Below are 17,875 nucleotides of genomic sequence, written 5' to 3' on the forward strand. Positions count from 1 at the left end.
GCGTGTACTCCTCCGGTGCGTCATGGTTCGTGTGGGTCGCGGCTATAGCGATCGGACTGCCGGTCGGCCTGATCGTCCTGACCGAGTGGCGCCGGTCCCTGATCCGCCGGCACAGTCCGCTGGCCGGGCCCGTCGGACTGCTGCGCACCTATGTGCTGCCGGTGATCGCTGTCCTGCTGCTGATGCTCAAGGTGGCCGTCGTGCCCGCCCGCGACGTGCCCATCCGGATCGTGGCGACCGTACTGGTTTTCCTGGTGCTGCTGCTGGTGCTGTCCGGCTTGAGCAACACCGTGTTCGCGAACGCCCCGGAGACCTCGTGGCGCAGCCGCATCCCGCGCATCTTCCTCGACGTGGCCCGGATGGTGCTGATCATCCTCGGCCTGGCGGTGATCTCCCGGTACATCTGGGGCAGCAACATCAAGGGCGTCTTCACCGCGGTCGGCGTCAGCTCCGTGGTCCTCGGCCTGATGCTGCAGCACTCCGTCGGCCAGATCGTGTCCGGCCTGTTCATGTTGTTCGAGCAGCCGTTCCGGATGGGCGACTGGCTCGACACGGCCGCGGCCCGGGGCCGCGTCGTGGAGGTCAACTGGCGCGCCGTCCACATCGAGTCCGGCACCGGCATACAGATCACCCCCAACTCGGTGCTGGCCGGCACGTCGTTCACCAACCTGAGCCGGCTGGCCACCTCGCACATCACGATCACCACCACATTCGGCGCGACGGATGCGCCCGACCAGGTGTGCGCGACGCTCACCCGGATCGCCGCCGCCCTGCCGAACCGTGGCGACACCGTCGAGCCCGCCACCGTGCCCATCGGCGACCACAAGTACCGCACCACCATCGGCCTGAAGTCCCCCGGGGACGACGACGCGGTACAGGCCACGTTCCTGCGCTGGGCCTGGTACGCCGCGCGCCGCGACAAACTTCATCTCGACGGTGTCGGCGACGACTACTCGACCGACAAACGCGTCGAAGCGGCACTCGAATCGGTCGCGGCGCCTGCCCTCCGACTGAACAAGGCCGACCAACAAGCGGTCGCGCCCTACGCGCGCCTGATCCGGTACGGCACCGGCGAACTCATCCACACGCCCGGTGACATCCCGGCCACCGTTTCGGTGATCGTGTCCGGACACGTCCGACTGGCCGTGGCCACACCCGATGGGTCGATCGCAGGCGTCCGCACCCTCGACAAGGGTGCGCTGTTGGGAGTTGCCGCCTTCACCCATCAGGCCAACCTGGCCTACGTAAACGCCGTCGACGAGGTCACCCTGCTACAGATCGAGCATGACGAGATCCAACGATTGCTGACCGACCGGCCGGTACTGTCTCGCGAGTTCGGCCGCCTCATCGATGAACGCCGTAGCGAGGCGCAGGCGGTGCGCATCGCGGCGAAGAAACCGAAACACGGCACCGATAGGGACGCCGCCGGGACCGCGGTTCCCGGGCATTAGGCGTTCGGGGCTTTAGGGTTTCGCGGCGACGCCGCGGGCGCCGGGTGATGCCGATGGATCAAACATTGCCGATGGACGTCAGACTTGCCCCTGCTGCCTCACGTCCGAGAAGACGACGGACCACGAGCTTGGCCCGTCGTCCGTAGCGCAGCTGCACGCGCAATGACCCGGGCAGTCGTGGCGCGATCACCGCATGTTTGCGCACATGATCCTTCACCGTCCAGGTGGCCCAGGTTCCGGCCCGAAACAGAGCGGCATCGCCTGCCGCCAGATAGGTCGCGGCAACACCGTCGCCCTCCACCTCGACAGCGCCGGAGATGACATGGACCGTTTCGTCACACGGGAAGAACCAGCGGAACGTCCCTGCCGTGCATTCCCACACATAGTTGTCGGCGACTCCGTCGGTGCCAGATGACCACCAAGCGCACCGCGCTGTGGGCGTGCCCGCAAGGATCCACTCGGGGTTGATCGGGTCGTCGGCCAGCTTGAGATCCGCCAGGCGGCAGAACTCGATCGGCATTGCTGTCGGCATGACGCCAACTTACGATGCGTTCACAGGGTCTTCGCAGGAAACGCTCAAATCGCCCGCCAGGTCCCGCCGTAGCACCTTCCCGGTCGGCGAGGTCGGCAAGTGGTCACGGAACACGATGCGGTCGGGGGTTCGAGAACCGCGCAGGGCTGCGCGCATGTACTCGCGCAACACCTCGGGGTCGGGTGCGGCGCCGGCTTCCGGGACCACGACCGCGACGATGATCTGTCCCCATTCGGGGTCCGGCACGCCGACCACCGCGACGTCGCACACCTGTGGATGCTCGACGAGGACGTCCTCCAGTTCGGCGGGCGCGATGTTCTCTCCCCCGCGGATGATGGTGTCGTCCGACCTGCCGTTGATGAACAGGAAGCCCTCGGCGTCCAGCCAGGCGAGGTCGCGGGTTGGGAACCAGCCGTTCTCGTCGAGCACCGAACCGAGGTCGGTGTATTTGCCCGACACCTGCTCGCCGCGGATGAAGAGCTCGCCGATTTCGCCCTGGCCCAACGGCTTACCGTCTTCCGCTCGGATCTCCACCTCGATCCCCGGCACCGGCCTGCCGACCGACCCCAACCGGCGCTTGACGTCCGCGTCCGGTGACCCGTGCGCATGGCGGTGGTCCTCCGGAGTGAGGACGGCGATGGTCGAACTCGTCTCGGTCAGCCCGTAGGCGTTGACGAATCCGACTTCGGGCAGCAGATCGAGGGCCCGACGAACCAGTGGCAGCGGCACTTTCGATCCGCCGTACGCCAGGTTGCGCAGGGAACGCGGAGCAGCTGCGCCGCGCACGAGCTCGCCGACGATGCGGTCCAACATGGTGGGTACCACCGTGCCCGACGTGACGTCTTCGGCAGCCGCCAGTCGCAGCCAGTCTGCTGCGTCGAACTTGGGCAGGTACACCATCTTTCGGCCCGCGTACAGATTCGACAAGACCGCACTCACACCCGCGATGTGGTACGGCGGCACACAGATCAGCGCGGCATCCTGGGCGTCGGCGGAGTCGAATTCCACTGTGCCGGTGACGTAACTGGTCAGGTTGTGGTGGGAAAGCTCGACAGCCTTCGGCGTGCTCGTCGTACCGGAGGTGAACAGCACGATGGCGACGTCGTCGGGGTCCGCGAATTCGGCCGCGGCCTCGGCTGCGGTCGCCGCGTCGACGAAGGCCGTCGATTCCATGGCACGGTCGCAGATTTCGGCGACGTCGGCGTATTCGGCGTCGTAGATCACCAAGGGATCCGGCAACCGTGCGATGAGGTCGCGCAACGCGGCCGAGCTGAGGCGGTAGTTGAGCGGCGTCAGCGGACGATTCGCCCGCGCCGACGCGAAGATCAGCAGCGGCAGCATGGCGCCGCCGGTCCCGATGTAGGCGACGCTGCCTGCACCGCAGGCCGCGACGACGCCTCCGCCGCCATCGGCGAGGCGGTTCAATTCGTCTGTCGTCCAGCGGGTTTCACCGGAGACGACGGCGGTGCGGTCCGGATTGGCCGACGCCGCCATGTCGAGCAGTATCGCAAGACTCAACGAGAGCTCCGTCTAGATGGGATCGAACTTCGAAATCAGCCAATTGCCACCGCTTTTGGCCATGGTCACCCGAACGCTGCTGGCTGCCAGACTCGGCTGCGGCCGTTCGGTGCTGCGCGTTTCCTGGTCGATGAACAACAAGACGACGGCCGAGTCGGGGCGCAGTTCCGAGACCGCGGACTGCACGACGGACGCCGCCGTCTTCACGCCGCGTTGCTTGGCGGCCGGCGCCACGATCTGCTGACTGAATTGGCTGTAATACGTCAGGAAATCGCCGGTGAGATGTGACTTGGCAGCCGAGAAATCTTTGTCCAAGGTGTCGGGCGAATAGGACAGCAGGGCCACCGCCCCGGCCGATGCCGCGTCGATCACCGTGCGTTCGGCCGCGGCGTCGGTCTGCTTGTCGGGCCGGTACTGGGTCCAGTACAGCGATCCGGCCAATGCCCCCGATGCGACGACGAGCAAGGCCAGGACGATCGGCAGCCACCACTTCTTGATGATCACGGTACGAACTCCACCTTCGCCATCTTGAGCACGCCGCCATCGCGGTTCACCGTGACCTTGAGCCGCCATGCGCGTGGGTCGTTCTTCGCGCCTGCGGAATTGGTGACCTCCGATGTCGCGGCAACGAGCACCACCGCGGAGTCCTCGGACATCGATTGCACGGCGGTGAGGTTGACGGTGCCTTTCGTCACGACCTTGGACTCTTGTACCACTTTGACGAAATCGGTTGCCCGCGAGGTGAAATCGGCCTTGAATTCGCCGGTCGAGCTGTCGAGGATGTGCTGCACGCCCTCTTTGGCGTTGTTGAAGTCCAGCGACGTCATGTTGACCACGCCCAGCCGGGCCGCCGCGGTGAACTCGTCCGCCCGCTGACGGTCGGCCTCGACACCGTTGTGGTGCCACATGATGGCGGCACTGATCCCCAGTAGCGCAACGATCAGCAGCGCGGCCGCGCCCGCGGCAAGCACTCCGCGCAGCGGCCTCCGCCGGGGCAACTCGTCGGCCGCCTCTGCGGGCTCATCCACGAGGTCGGCGTCGGATTCGGAATCGTCGGCAGCCGGCTCGTCGGCTACCACCTCGGCGATCGGTGCCTCGTCGGCAGCGGCCGCCGTCTCCTGCGCCTGCCTCCGCAGCCGGATGGCTCGCGCCCGTGCACGCGCCGCCTCGGCAGCCGCTTCGGCGGCCTCGGCCTCCGCCTCGGCTTCCTCCGCCAGGATCTCTGGATCGTCGGTCGGTGCGTGGGCTAGCTCGTCGGCCATAGCGCTCTTCGGGGTCATGAGTCGGAGTCCAGTGCCGCCGACTCGACGGACTCCGTTATGCCTACCATCCGCCATGGGCACGTCACAGCCGGACTCGCGGTGGAGTGCCATACCGGCCTCCATCGTCGTTGTGCCGCGGCAACATGGCGACCTCCTCATCCGAGCAGTAGATGCGAATGACGTTATCAGAAACGGTAATGACATTGCCATAGTGCGGCGGCAAAGCTCGATACGCATAGCTTTACCTGCGAGAATACTATTCTCGCTGGTTGTGAGTCCGGGGTGCTCAAGCCCGCGCGCGACGCTCCAGCATCGGCCCGGCCATCGCGACCAGGGCGTCTTTGGTGACCTTGCCGGTGGCGTTCTGCGGTAGCTCATCGACGAACTCGACGAACCGCGGCGCCTTGTACCCCGCCATCCGCTCCCGGCTCCACGTGATCAACTGCTGTTCGGTGGCCGGGGACGCGGGGACGACGAACGCCATGCCCACCTGCCCCAGCCGATCGTCGGGAACGCCGATGACCGCGACTTGATCCACCGCCGGGTGCTCGAGCAGATAACCCTCGATCTCCGCCGGATACGCGTTGAAGCCACCGACGATGAACATGTCCTTCTTGCGGCCGATGATGCGCAGCCGACCGCCGTCGTCGAACGATCCGAGGTCACCGGTGTGCAACCAGCCGTCGGCGTCGACGGCTTCGGCAGTGGCAATCGGATCATCGAGATAGCCCGCCATCACGGTGTAGCCGCGGACCAGCACCTCGCCGTCGTCGGCGAGTCGAACCTCGACCCCGTCCGACGGCCGGCCCACCGTGGTGGCGATGTCTTCGAACGAATCCCCCGGCCGGGACATCGTGGCCGTGCCACACTCGGTCAGCCCATATCCGGTCGCGAGGGTCTGGAAAGGCAACTCGTGCAAGACCCGACGGACCAACTCCACCGGGATGTCGGCGGCGCCGGTGACGCCGGCCCGCAATGTCGCGAGCCTGGTCTTGTCCGGTACGGCGAGCAGTGAGTGATACAGCGTGGGCGGGCCGGGCAGCATCGTGATCCGTTCCCGTGCCACGAGTTCCACGACAGCGTCGGCATCGAAGACGGCCACCGGCAGCATCGTCGCGCCGCGGATCAGCGCGGTTCATCATCACGCCCTTGGGGCGGCCCGTGGTGCCCGACGTGTAGATGATGTCGGCGATGTCGTCACCGTCGATGTCCGGGCACTCGAAAGGCGCTGCGCTGTCGAGAAATCCCGACTTGACGTCGATGGCCGGTACGCCGGTGGGGACAGCGAAGTCCTGTCCGAGGAAGCCCTTTTCCACCAGCACAGCCTTGGCGCCGCTGCGCGTGATGATGTCTGCCGCTTCCTCGGTCTTGAACCGGGTGTTGACCGGGACCACCACTGCGCCGGCGGTCACCACCCCCAGCGCGGCGATCACCCACTCGGCGGAGTTGGGTGCCCAGATGGCAACCCGGTCGCCTTTCGCGACACCCAGCGCGCGGAACGCCCCGGCGGCTCGCCGGATGCGCCCCGCCAACTCGGTGTACGACAAACGCAACGGCCCGTCGATCAGTGCCTCCGCGTCGCCGAATCTGTCGGCGGCGCTCAGCGCCATTTCTGGAATCGTGCGCCAGGTCATGCCCGAAGTCCTTGGCGCACCAGGAATTTCTGCACTTTTCCGCTGGCGGTCCGCGGGTAGTCCGCAACCTCGTGCAGTTCTTCGGGCCACTTCTGGCGCGCCACGCCCGTCGCCCCGAAGTGCTCGCGCACCTGCTGCAGCGTCGGCAGGACGTGGCCGGGCCGGACACGCACCACAGCAGCGACGCGCTCGCCGAGCCGGGCGTCGGGTGCGGCCACCACCACCGCGTCGGCGATACCCGCCATACCGAGCAGCACCTCTTCGACCTCGACGGCGCTGACGTTCTCGCCGCCGCGGATGATGACATCCGATTTGCGGTCGGTGATGGTGAGATAGCCGTCGTCGTCGAGGAATCCGATGTCGCCGGTGCGGTACCAGCCGTCGTCGTCGAATGCCGTCGCGGTCAGCGCGTCGTCGGTATAGCCGAGGCACAGGTCCGGGCCGCGGCTGTAGATCTCGCCGTCCTCGTTCAGCCGGATCTCCACGCCGGGCCGTGGATCGCCATCGGTGAAGAGGCGCTTGGCCTCGGGCGCGGTCGGATGGGTGCCGGTGATCGACGGGTGTTCGGTGCTGCCGTACGCGCGGTAGACGAACACGCCGAGGTCGGACAGCCGGCGCGTCACCGCCGCCGGCACCGACGATCCGCCCAGGCCAACGGTTTTCAGGAGCGCGCGGTGTTCGTCCGTGCAGTCGGGATGGTCGAGCAGGCTGGTCACGAAGTACGGCGGGCCGCCGCCGACCGCCAGGCCGTCGCGTTTCATCAACGCCAGCACCTGGCCGGCATCCCAGCTGTCGCAGAGGTTGATGGGCCGCCCCTCCAGCACCGGGATCAGGAACGCCCCGACCATGCCGATGAAGTGACCGACGGGTGCGACGGTCAGTTCCTTGCCGCGTTTGGTGGGGTACCCGGCGTTGAGTTGGCGCGTCTCGCACACCAGGGACTGGTGACTGTGCACGACGCCTTTGGGGTTGCTCGTCGTGCCCGACGTGTAGGCGATCAGCGCCGGCGCCGCCGGGTCGACCGCCAAGGTGCCTGCCATCGGTTCCTCGGCGAGCAGGTCATCGAAGTCGCGGCCCACCACCCCGACGATCGGCACGTCGGCGCACAGATCAGCGTGATAGGCCGGGCGGCCGGCGTTGTCTGCGGTGATGAACACCCGCGGGCCGGCATCGGCGAGGATGTGCGCCAGTTCCTTGCGGCCGTAGAAGTGCACGACCGGGACGACGACCGCGCCCAGGAACGCCGACGCCCAGAACACCGCGGCGCCTTCCATCCAGTTCGGCAGTTGGAAGGCCACGACGTCGCCGGGCCCGACACCGCGTGCCCGCAGACCCGCCGCCAGCCGTCGGGCCACGCGCTCCGCCTCGGCGTAGGTACCCGACCACCCCCGGACGGCCGAGTGAATCCGGAAGTCGGCGTCGGGTGCGGACCGCAGGCCGACGGCCAGCAGGTCACCGACGGTCTCGGTGGTCCACCAGCCGTTGTCTCGGTATCTGGCGGCGAGATCGGCGGGGACGGTGCGGTTTACGGGGCTTCGAAGACCAGTCATGACACTGGGCATCGTATTCTCCAAAATAGAGAATGCCAATATCAGCAGGTTACCCGGCCGGGCTGAATTCGAGATGCAGCTCGGTGAGCCCGCGCATCTGCCAGGTGGGTTCGTAGCTGTAGCGCCGCGCACCGTCCGGGCCGTGGTGCTCGTCGCTGATGCGGATGTCGGCCATCCGGTCGAGGATCCGGTTGAGCGAGATGCGGCCTTCGGCCCGCGCCAGCGGTGCGCCGGGGCAGGAATGGCTGCCCCGGCCAAACGCGATGTGCTCGCGCACGTTGGGGCGGTCGAGGCGAAACTCATGGGGCCGCTCGAACTTTCGCTCGTCGCGGTTGCTCGCGCCGGGCAGCAACATGACCATCGACCCGGCGGGTACCTCGACATCGCCGACGGTCGTCGACGTGCGCGCCATCCGGAAGTGGCACTTGACCGGGCTCTCCATCCGGAGCGCCTCCTCGACGAAAAGCGGTATCAGGTCGCGGTTTTCGCGCAGCAGCCGCTCCATGTCGGGGTTCTCGCCGAGTACCTGCATCCCGAAGCTGAGCAGCTTCGTGGTGGTCTCCTGGCCCGCGGCGAACACGAATGTCGCCAGCCGCACGACGTCGATGATCTCCGGCGTCGATCCGTCCGGGTACTTGGCCTGCGCCATCTCGGTGAGCACGTCGCCGCGCGGCTCGCGGCGGCGCTCGGTGATGTAGCCGGTGAATTTCTCGTCGAGCCACTCGAGCGGATTGTGTGCGCGGGTGATGGTGTCGTCGGTGATGTCGCCGACCACCTGCGCCCCGTTCACCGCACGGAACTCGTCGTGGTCGGAGCGAGGTATGCCCAGCAGGTCGGCGATCACCAGCCCGGAGAACGGCCGCGCGTACTCGGCAAGAAATTCGCAGGAGCCGCGGGAGACGAACCTGTCCAACAGTTGGTCGGACAGTTCCCACATGAAGTCTTCGTTCTCCTTGAGCCGCTTGGGTGTCAGCAGCCGGCTCAGCAGCCCGCGGGTACGCGCGTGCAGCGCACCGTCCTGGGTGACGATGTGCTCGCTCATCGGAATCTGATCGCGGTACGCCTCCAGCAGCTCGCTGATGTCGTCACCTTCGGGCTGAAATGGCAAGCCGGAGAACGGTCCTGCCACCGACACGCACGACGAGAACGCGCCGTCCTTGTAGACGGCGAGTGCCTCGGAGTGACCGGACACCGCCAGTACCCCGTGGTGCGGTTGCTCCAGGACAGGGCATTTCGCGCGCAGCTCGTCGAAGTACGGGTAGGGATCGTCGACCAGCGACGGATCGGCGAAGAAGTTGGTCGGCTCGAGATCGGTCATCACACGCTCCTGGTTGTTTTCAGCCGAACAGCACCGGCAAGGCGGTCGGCGACCTGAACACCTGCCCACGGATGTGCGGGTCCTCGGCCGCGGGGTCCAGGCGCAGGTTCGGCAGCCGGTCGAGCAACAGATTCAGCGCCACCCGCATCTCCAGCCGGGCGAGGTGCATGCCCAGGCACACGTGCGCACCGTGCCCCCACGAGATGGGCGTGCGAGCTGCCCGGAAGATGTCGAAGCGGTCCGGGTCCGGGTAGCGGTCGTCTTGCCGGTTCGCGGCCCCGAGCATGGGCATCACCGACGAACCCGCCGGGATGTCGACGCCACCCAGCTGGGTGTCGTGCGCGGCGACCCGGGTGATGGTCAGCAGCGGTGCTTCCCAGCGCACCGCTTCCTCGATGGCCTGCGGGATCAGGGACCGGTCGGCGCGGATGGCGTCGAGCTGGTCCTGGTGCGTCAAGAGCCCGAGCAGCAGGTTGCCCAGCGAGCGGTACGTGGTCTCCACACCCGCGGGCAGCAGCAGCCGCAGGAACGAGAAGATCTCGTCGTCATCGAGCTGCTCGCCGTCGATTTCGGCCGCGGCAAGGCTGCTGATCAGGTCGTCCTGCGGGTCGGCGCGGCGTGCGGCCAGGATGGGCGCGAAGTACTCCTCCAGTGCCTTCGAGGCGGCCTTGCCGCGTTCGGGATTGATGGTGAACGACAGCAGCGAGATCGACCACCGCTGGAACTGCGGGTAGTCCTCCTCGGGCAGCCCCAGCAGGCCGGCGATGATGCGGGTCGGGTAGGGGAAGGTGAATTCCTTGACCAGATCCACGCGCCCGTCGCCGACGAAGCCGTCGATCAGTTCGTTGCCGACGCGGCCGACCAGGTTCTCCTCCCACCGCGCAAGGGCCTTCGGGGAGAAGGCCTTTGACACCAGCGCCCGGTGCCTGCCGTGGTCGGGCTCGTCCATGCCCAGCATCACCCGCTGTCCGAGCACCGCACCGAACGCCTGGATCACGATGGCCGACGAGAAGGTCTCGTTGTCGCGCAACATCGTGGCGATGTCCTCGTGGCGGTACACGATGAACAGCGGCTTGCCCTCTTCGCCCGGCATCACCGACATGTCGATGCGCTGGATGCCCTCCTCCCGCCGCAGTCGGGCCATCTCTGTGTATGGGTCGCGGATGTCGCCCGACACGACGTCGTCGAACGCGCCGAAATCCTCGAGGTCGTCAAACAGCTCCATGGTTCTCCCTATGGCTCAACACGTGTGGCTGGGTACGAGACCGACTTGATCTCGGTGTACTGGTCGAATCCGGCGGTGCCGTTCTGCCGGCCGACGCCGCTGGCCTTGTAACCGCCGAACGGCGCCTCGGCGCCGTACGGCGACGTCCCGTTGAGGCCGACGAACCCGGCTCGCAGCCGGCGCGCGACGGCCACCGAATGCTCGACGGATCCGGACATCACGTTGCCGGCGAGGCCGTACACGCTGTCGTTGGCGATGCGGATCGCGTCGTCCTCGTCGTCGAAGGGAATCACCGCGAGCACCGGCCCGAAGATTTCCTCCTGTGCGATGGTCATCGAGTTGTCGACGTCCACGAAAAGTGTTGGCCGAACCCAGAATCCCTTGTCGAACCCGGCGGGCGGCTCGGTCCCGCCGACCAGGCAGGTGGCGCCCTCGTCGATGCCCTGCTGGATGTATCCCAGCACGCGGCTGCGCTGCTTGGCCGAGATCACCGGGCCGCACAAGGTGCCGGGGTCCTGCGGATCGCCCGGCGAGACGTTCTCGTAGATCGCCTTGAGGATCGCCACGCCCTCGTCGTAGCGGGATCGCGGCAGCAGCATTCGCGTCGGGTTGGCGCAGCCCTGCCCGGCGTGCATGCAGGGCGCGATGCCGATGGCACACGCGAGGCCGAAGTCGGCGTCCTCCAGCACGATGGTGGCGGACTTGCCGCCGAGCTCCAGGAACAGCCGCTTCATGGTGGCCGCGCCCTTCTCCATGATCCGTACCCCGACCGGTGTCGATCCGGTGAACGAGATCATGTCGACCTTCGGCGACAACGTGAGTTCTTCGCCCACAAGGTGATCGGATGCCGTCACCACGTTGACGACCCCCGCCGGGATGTCGGTCGATTCGGCGATCAAGCGGCCCAGCCGGGTGGCGTGGAACGGCGTGTCAGGTGCCGGTTTGAGGACGACGGTGTTGCCGGTGGCCAGGGCCTGGGCGAGTTTGTGGATGCTGACCTCGAACGGGAAGTTCCACGGGGTGATCGCGCCGACCACGCCGACGGGTTCGCGCCACACCTTGCGCGTGGTCAGCTGTCCCGTGAGGGCGACGAAGGCATCCCCCAGATCGGTCTCCCAGGGGTACTCGTCCATCAGCGCGATCGGATACTTCAGGGCGTCAGAGAGCGGCGCGTCCAGCTGCGGGCCGTAGGTGATGGCCCGTGGCGCGCCGGCTTCGCGGATGAGTTCCTCACGCAGCGCTTCTCTTTCGCCTTCGAGCGCGTCGCCCAGCTGCTGCAGGCACCGCTTGCGTAGCTCGAGGTTGGTCGACCAGTCGGTGTCGTCGAACGCCCGCCGCGCGGCGTCGATGGCCCGGAGCATGTCGGCTCGCGAGGCGTCGGCGACGTCCCCGATCACCTCTTCGGTGGCCGGGTTGATGTTGGCGAACGTGCCCGCTTCCCCGTCGACGAGCTTGCCGTCGATCAGCATGCGCGACTCAGACATTCGGCTCGCTCCCAGAGGTGTTGGTGGATGACAGCCGCATCAAGAGCGGCGCCATGCGCTGAAGTACCGGCGCGGGCAAGACGCGGGCAGCGGTCACCGCTGCGCGCTGGCCGACGGTCAGAGTGACCGCCCCCGCGCGGAGCTTGCCTTGCCCAGGCAGCCCCATCGCGATTCGCACGATCTGGTGCAGAGCCGCGGTGGGCAGAAACTTGTTGGAGATCAGCAGCATTCGAGCATCGATGCCGACAGGGTGTTTGGTGAAGGGCGCCGTGTCCCGCAATGCCGCGGCCAGCCCGTTGGCGAACCGTTCGGGTGGCTGTGCCAGCCGCATCGCGGCGCGGCCCCGCTTGTCGATGTTGCGGTGGTGCGGGGCGTACGGGCCGGCGAAGTCGCGGTGGTCCGTCGTCCCGGCGTCGGTGATGATGTCGGTGTCGAACGTGCCCGTGACCAGGACGGTGACGCCCAAGCCGAACGGGGCGACCTCACCGGCCAGTGACTCCGCCCAGCGTTCGAGGGCCCCTTTGGCGGCGGAGTACGCGGCGATGGCCGGCATTCCGCGGACTCCGCCTTGGCTGGAGATCACCACGATCCGGCCCTGACCGGCTGCCCGCATCGACGGCAACAGTGCCTTGGTCAGCAGTACCGGACCGGTGACGTGGGTGGCCAGCATCTGGTCCCACAATTCGATGGGCGTCTCTTCGACCATGCCGGCGGCAGAGATTCCGGCGTTGTGCACCAACGCATATGGGGCACCGACGGCATCCTCGATGAGTTTGGCCGCTGCAGCGATCGACGCCCGGTCCTGCAGATCGAGTTGCACGCCGATCAGGCGCGGATCGTCGTCGAGTGCCCCGGCGGCCTCGCGCAGTCGTGGCAGGCCGGCGTCCGGGTTCCGCATCGCGGCCACCACCTGCCAACCGTCCCGGTACAGGTGCACCGCGGAGGCGAAGCCCAGGCCCCGGGACGCGCCGGTGATGATGACGCTGCGTGGCTCAGCCATGCTGTGCTTGTTCCGCGCACCGGTTGCTCGTGGACCCCAGTTCCACGTCGGGGCGGCCGCCCGGCTGCCCCGTCATCCACGTCGACATGATGCCCACCGCGTAGGGACCTTTTTGGCCGTTTTCTTCGTAATAGCCTTGCGGGTCATAGATTTTGGCCTCCGGGTACGGCCAGGGACAGGCCACTGAGGTGGCGAATCCCGACATGCGGATGGCGGTGAACCCGGCGCCGTAGCAGAAGTAGGCGACGTTCACGACGACGAACATCACCGTGAACATGCCAAGTACCGGGCGGCCCGCGAACAATCGCGCCCGCTGCGCCAGCTTCTCGGCGACGGTACGGCCGGTGTCGTCGCGGTAGACCAGGATGCCGGCGGGCACCATGACGAAGGTGACCATCGTCGACTCCCACAGCAGCGGGAACTGGAACGTCGTGCCGGTGAAGATGGACCCGAACGGGATCACCTGCGAATAGATGTACAGCCCGGTGCGCACCAGGGTGAGTTCGAGCACCATGTCGAACAGGAACCCGATCACGAAGATGAACCCGGCCAGCGTCACCAACGGGTGGCGCCACACGAACGAGTCGACAGGCTTGCGGGCCTGAATCTTTCGCAGAATCCAGACCGCCGGGAAGTACGGGCCGAACTGGAACATGACGTAGCCGAGGACGATGAACGGCTCGACCGTCGGTGACAGTGACACCCAGGGCCAATCCTCGGGCCAGTGCCACAACGCTGGGTTGTAGACGGCGTACGGTGACCAGTTCATGTACGGGTCCTGCCACACGATGGCTGTGGTGATGAAGGCCATCAGCACGATCGGGCTGCCCGGGTTGCGCCGCCACCCCCACACGCAGACGGCGATCAGGGCAGGCACCGAAAAGATGGTGAAGGCCTCCCAGAGCGTGATCCAGTGGTCGAATCCGAACAGGAAGTCGACGGGCCGGGGCGCGCCCTGCACGTTCGGGTTGCTGATGCGCGGCGATACCGCTCCCCTGCGGGCGTAGTGGGCGATCACCGCGACGAGCGCGACGATGATTGCCGACCACACCCAGGGCCATGGTGAACGGCTCTGCGGCTGAGCGGGTTTGGTTTCCAGAGCGGTCATGCGTCACTCCTCGCCGAAGCGGTCGACAAGATGCGAATTGGTGCCGTCGGCATCGAGTTGCCGTGCGACGAGATAGCCGGCGCCCATCCAGGCGCGGCGGGTCCATTTGCCGAAGGAGACGCGGGTGCCGGGTGCGCCGGCGGCGGCGGGCATCATCTTCACGCGCTCCAGCGCCTCTTTGACGCCACGGGGGCTCAGCGGGTGCGCATCGGTGAATGCACGCAGCAAGGCAGTGGCGACATCCCGGTTCACCACGGGAACGCAGTACTCGGGTCGGCGGCCGTAGGTCTTTTCGTAGTCGTCGAGGAAGCGCTGCCCGACGGTGTTGGCCTCGTCGTACTGGTCGACACCGGTCCACCCCATGAACGCCTGCCACATCACCGGGTTGATCCAGGCGTTCTGGAACGCGGTGCTGGTGAACCGCGGCGGGTCCCAGTCGAGGGCCTGCAGTGCCGCGTTGAGAAAGACGATCCCGAAGCCGAAGCCGCAGTGCACCAGCGCATCCGGCTTCGCGTCGTACATGGTCTGCACGACCTCGTTGATGTTCTGCGCAGTCTGGGCGATCTTGGCCTCGGCGACGATGCGAATGCCTTTGCGCTGACAGGCATCCCGGAAGTGTTTCAGGTAGGTGTCGCCGACCAGCGAGTGCTCGACGAGCACGCCCACTTCCCGGTGTCCGGCCTTGGCCAACTGATCCGCCCAGAAGATCGGTTCGTCGGTCAGCGAGCCCTGGGGAAACGAGAATGTCCACTCGCCCAGCCAGTCATCGCTGCCGCTGACGCTGATCGCCGGGATCCGGAAGCGCTCCTCGATGGCCTCGCGGGTGGGTACCGCGTTGTCGGTGATGTGCGGCCCGAACACCGCAAGACACCCTTCGTCGACGAGTTCACCGAACGCGTCGATGACGGCCTTGACGGTCCCCTTGGGCAGGCCTTCGACTTCCTTGTAGATGATCTCGACCGGGCGGTCGATGATTCCTTCGGCCAGCGCCGTGGTGAACACCAGCTCGAAGGACTGGGAGAGGTCGTCCTTCATTTCCTTCGGATATGCGTCGGGCAGCCGGAAGTCCATCAGGTAGCCCAATTTGATGGGCTGCGCAGTGCTCTCGTAAGACATGAAACCTCCGTTGGAACCGGCCAGGAGATATGAAACCTAATATTTGTTCTGAAACTAGCTGAGCACTTGCTCAGCGTCAATCACCGTTGCGGCGGGTGGGTCAATCCCGCAGGTAGACGTCGATCATCTCGTCGAGACCCCGACCCACGATCGGGTCGTCGGTGAGCGGACCGGCGATGGCCGCGCGCGCGGCCTCCGGCACACTCAGCCCCTCGGCGATCAACCGCCCCGCCGCGATGAGCACCCGGGTCGAGGCCACTTCACGCAGCCCGGCCGTCTCCAGCCGGCGGATCGCGTGCGCGAACGAGACCAGTCGCGCCGCGACGTCACTGCCCACCCCGGCCTCGTGCGCGACGATCTTCTCCTCGACTTCACCTGCGGGGAAACCGAATTCGATGGCGACCATCCGCTGCCGGGTGGAATCCTTCAGGTCTTTCAGCACACTCTGATAGCCCGGGTTGTAGGACACCACCAAACCGAAACCCGGTGCGGCATCGAGCGTCAGGCCGAGTCGCTCGATGGGCAGTTGCCGACGGTGATCGGCCAGCGGGTGCAGCACCACGGTGGTGTCCTGCCGCGCCTCGACCACCTCGTCGAGGTAACAGATGGCGCCCTCCCGCACCGCCCGGGTCAGCGGGCCGTCGACCCACTCGGTCTCGCCGCCTCGCAAGAGGAATCGTCCGACGAGGTCGGCCGTGGTCAGGTCGTCATGGCAGGACACCGTGATCAGCGGGCGGCCCAGGTCGTAGGCCATCGCCTCGACGAAACGGGTCTTCCCGCATCCGGTCGGGCCTTTCAGCACTATCGAAAGCCCTTGCCGGAATGATGCTTTGAACACCCGCTCCTCGTTGCCGACTGCCACGTAGTAGGGCCGAGCTCCTGCCGTCATGTAGCCACTCCTCTGGTGGTGGATTTGGCGATGCGCCGACGCGTGTCGGCCGATTGCAGTGCCGATCGGAACAGCGGGCCGATCGTGGCACTGAGTTGCTCCAGCCGCGGCAACGTCGCATGGGCGGCGCTGCCGAAGACCGCACGCAGTTCCTCTGTGTCGGTGCCGGCGCCGACGGTCAGGCACAGACAGCCGATCCCCTGGCGGCGTGCTTCGACAAGTGCGCGGCGCGCGTCAGCCGCCCCGTACGCCCGCTCGTAGCCATGGTCGTAGGCGAGTCCGTCGGTGAGCACGACCAGCAGTCGTCGCGCGGTGCCCCCATGTCGTTGCAGGACCGCGGATCCGTGCCGGATCGCCGCGCCGAGGCGCGAATGGGCGCCGGGGCGCAGACCCTGGAGGCGGCGCAGCACCACCGCGCTCACGTCGTCGCCGAAGCGCTTGACCGGCATCATCCGAACCGACGAACGCCCTTGCGATTGAAAGGCATACAACGCAACACGGTCGCCGAGATCGTGCAGGGCGACCATCAGCGCGGCGGCCGCCGCCCGTTGATGGTCATGCACCGTCTGGCCCGCGGCGCTGGGCTGCCCGACCGAGCCCGACGTGTCGAGCAGCAGCAGAACCGACAGGTCGCGGCGGCGCCGGAGGCTGTCGATATACACCGCTTCGTCGGGCGCGGATCCTGCGAGGAATTCCGCCTGAGCCTCGACCGCCGCATCGATGTCGATATCGTCGCCCTGCGCCTGCCGTCGACATCGGTCGAGTCCGACCCCGAGCCGCGCCAGCGGCCGGCGCAGGCCGTGAGCGTCCGGCACCGGAGGCACCCCGGACGGATCGGGCTCGGGTTCCACCTCCTGGACCGTGCACCAGGCTTGCCGATACTCGCGGCGGTGGATGTCCCACTCCGGATACTTGAATCCGAGCGCGTCTCCGGTACTCCCGTCTTCGACAGCGGTGGCCATCGAGACCACGGCATGGCCGCCACCGACCGGTCCGGAACCGCCGCGGTGGGTCGCCGTATCGGCACCGGGCATGCCGCCGTCCCCGAGCTTGCGTGCCACCGACATCAGCTTCGCGAGCAGCTTGCCCAGCCCGCCGCCACCGCCGACCGGGCTGCTGAAGATGTCACGTACGTCGTCAGCATCATCGTCGGCATCGCCGGGCAGCTCGACGAGTTCCTGCTGCCGCTGACTGCGTGGAACATGGTGACCAGACCTGCTGGATTTGTTTGTCGCCAAGACCTTTCGCGACCGTATCGCACCGAAGATCAGCGGCGGATCCGCGATCGGTTCGCGGCTGAGCGCCAGCGCCAGGGACGCGTCCGGCGAGTCACTGCGGGCAGCGAGCCCGGTGTCGATGAGCATCCGCGCACCGGGTGGCAACAGCTCCTCGAGCTGCGCCAGCGCGCGGTGGCCCTCGACCGCCAGGTACCGGCGCGCGACGTCCGCGCGCCGCCCGATGCGGCGCACGATGTCGGGTTCCAGACTGCCCGCCGCCAGCAATGACGACTGCACCGCCACCGCGCGACGTTGATCGACCGCGCCGGCGGCCGGATCGACGAACATCGTGGCGCCGTCGGTCCACGCAGGCTCCCCCAGGGCCGCCTCCGCCACGTCGACGGGGCGCCCCGCCATCGCGGATGCGAGCAGGCCGAATCGCCGTACGCCGTCGTCCGCAGCGCCGCTGTCCACCGAATCTGTCATGCCTCGCCAATGCCTTGACCAAATATCTGTTCCACCATAGAGTCCAGTTTTGACCACAGTCAATGACGTCGCCGGAAAACGTTGA

The 17,875-nt window shown here is 67.1% G+C and carries 14 protein-coding genes and 1 pseudogene; 1 reads left to right on the forward strand and 14 read right to left on the reverse strand.

The features are described 5' to 3' along the window. Positions 1-2: 2 nt before the first annotated feature. On the forward strand, positions 3-1,451 hold the full coding sequence (locus AC1U2B_RS07775) for a mechanosensitive ion channel domain-containing protein (RefSeq protein ID WP_480216333.1): 1,449 nt from the start codon (positions 3-5) through the stop codon (positions 1,449-1,451). Between the two features lie 58 nt (positions 1,452-1,509). On the opposite strand, the gene AC1U2B_RS07780 is transcribed toward AC1U2B_RS07775, so the two are convergent. The 14 genes and pseudogenes from AC1U2B_RS07780 to AC1U2B_RS07845 form a co-directional block, all read right to left on the reverse strand. Next, entirely contained in the window at positions 1,510-1,983 is a 474-nt protein-coding gene (locus AC1U2B_RS07780) for a cupin domain-containing protein (RefSeq protein ID WP_480216334.1), read from the reverse strand. Positions 1,984-1,992: 9 nt separating this feature from the next. Continuing rightward, on the reverse strand, positions 1,993-3,501 hold the full coding sequence (locus AC1U2B_RS07785) for a class I adenylate-forming enzyme family protein (RefSeq protein ID WP_480216335.1): 1,509 nt from the start codon (positions 3,499-3,501) through the stop codon (positions 1,993-1,995). A gap of 12 nt (positions 3,502-3,513) precedes the next feature. After that, positions 3,514-4,005 (reverse strand): Rv1363c family protein, encoded by a 492-nt coding sequence (locus AC1U2B_RS07790; protein ID WP_051954832.1) that lies wholly within the window; start codon positions 4,003-4,005, stop codon positions 3,514-3,516. Then, positions 4,002-4,781 carry an Rv1363c family protein gene (locus tag AC1U2B_RS07795; protein ID WP_480216336.1) on the reverse strand — a complete coding sequence of 260 codons (780 nt, stop codon included), beginning with the start codon at positions 4,779-4,781 and terminating at the stop codon, positions 4,002-4,004. The genes AC1U2B_RS07790 and AC1U2B_RS07795 overlap by 4 nt, the downstream gene beginning before the upstream one ends. Positions 4,782-5,049: 268 nt before the next feature. Beyond that, positions 5,050-6,397: pseudogene (locus AC1U2B_RS07800) on the reverse strand (AMP-binding protein). Beyond that, positions 6,394-7,947, reverse strand: coding sequence for an AMP-binding protein (locus AC1U2B_RS07805; protein ID WP_480216337.1), 1,554 nt, complete (start codon positions 7,945-7,947; stop codon positions 6,394-6,396). The pseudogene AC1U2B_RS07800 and the gene AC1U2B_RS07805 overlap by 4 nt, the downstream one beginning before the upstream one ends. A gap of 49 nt (positions 7,948-7,996) precedes the next feature. Then, positions 7,997-9,265, reverse strand: a complete 1,269-nt coding sequence (locus AC1U2B_RS07810) for a cytochrome P450 (RefSeq protein ID WP_480216338.1) — start codon at positions 9,263-9,265, stop codon at positions 7,997-7,999. Positions 9,266-9,284: 19 nt separating this feature from the next. Further along, the gene (locus tag AC1U2B_RS07815; protein ID WP_480216339.1) at positions 9,285-10,490 is read right to left on the reverse strand and encodes a cytochrome P450; all 1,206 of its coding nucleotides are present in this window, start codon (positions 10,488-10,490) and stop codon (positions 9,285-9,287) included. A gap of 8 nt (positions 10,491-10,498) precedes the next feature. Further along, positions 10,499-11,974 carry an aldehyde dehydrogenase family protein gene (locus AC1U2B_RS07820; RefSeq protein ID WP_480216340.1) on the reverse strand — a complete coding sequence of 492 codons (1,476 nt, stop codon included), beginning with the start codon at positions 11,972-11,974 and terminating at the stop codon, positions 10,499-10,501. After that, positions 11,967-12,974: an SDR family oxidoreductase gene (locus AC1U2B_RS07825; protein ID WP_480216341.1), complete on the reverse strand. Its 1,008-nt coding sequence runs from the start codon at positions 12,972-12,974 to the stop codon at positions 11,967-11,969. Before AC1U2B_RS07825 ends, AC1U2B_RS07820 begins: the two co-directional genes overlap by 8 nt. Beyond that, on the reverse strand, positions 12,967-14,082 hold the full coding sequence (locus AC1U2B_RS07830) for a spirocyclase AveC family protein (protein WP_480216342.1): 1,116 nt from the start codon (positions 14,080-14,082) through the stop codon (positions 12,967-12,969). The genes AC1U2B_RS07825 and AC1U2B_RS07830 overlap by 8 nt, the downstream gene beginning before the upstream one ends. Before the next feature lie 3 nt (positions 14,083-14,085). Then, positions 14,086-15,198 carry an ABC transporter substrate-binding protein gene (locus AC1U2B_RS07835; RefSeq protein ID WP_043395033.1) on the reverse strand — a complete coding sequence of 371 codons (1,113 nt, stop codon included), beginning with the start codon at positions 15,196-15,198 and terminating at the stop codon, positions 14,086-14,088. 100 nt (positions 15,199-15,298) lie between these two features. Next, positions 15,299-16,087, reverse strand: coding sequence for a CbbQ/NirQ/NorQ/GpvN family protein (locus AC1U2B_RS07840; protein ID WP_043987744.1), 789 nt, complete (start codon positions 16,085-16,087; stop codon positions 15,299-15,301). Further along, complete coding sequence (locus AC1U2B_RS07845) at positions 16,084-17,790, reverse strand: nitric oxide reductase activation protein NorD (protein ID WP_480216343.1); 1,707 nt, start codon at positions 17,788-17,790, stop codon at positions 16,084-16,086. Before AC1U2B_RS07845 ends, AC1U2B_RS07840 begins: the two co-directional genes overlap by 4 nt. Positions 17,791-17,875: the final 85 nt, after the last annotated feature.

This window comes from Mycolicibacterium sp. P4_G11, from assembly GCF_056555145.1.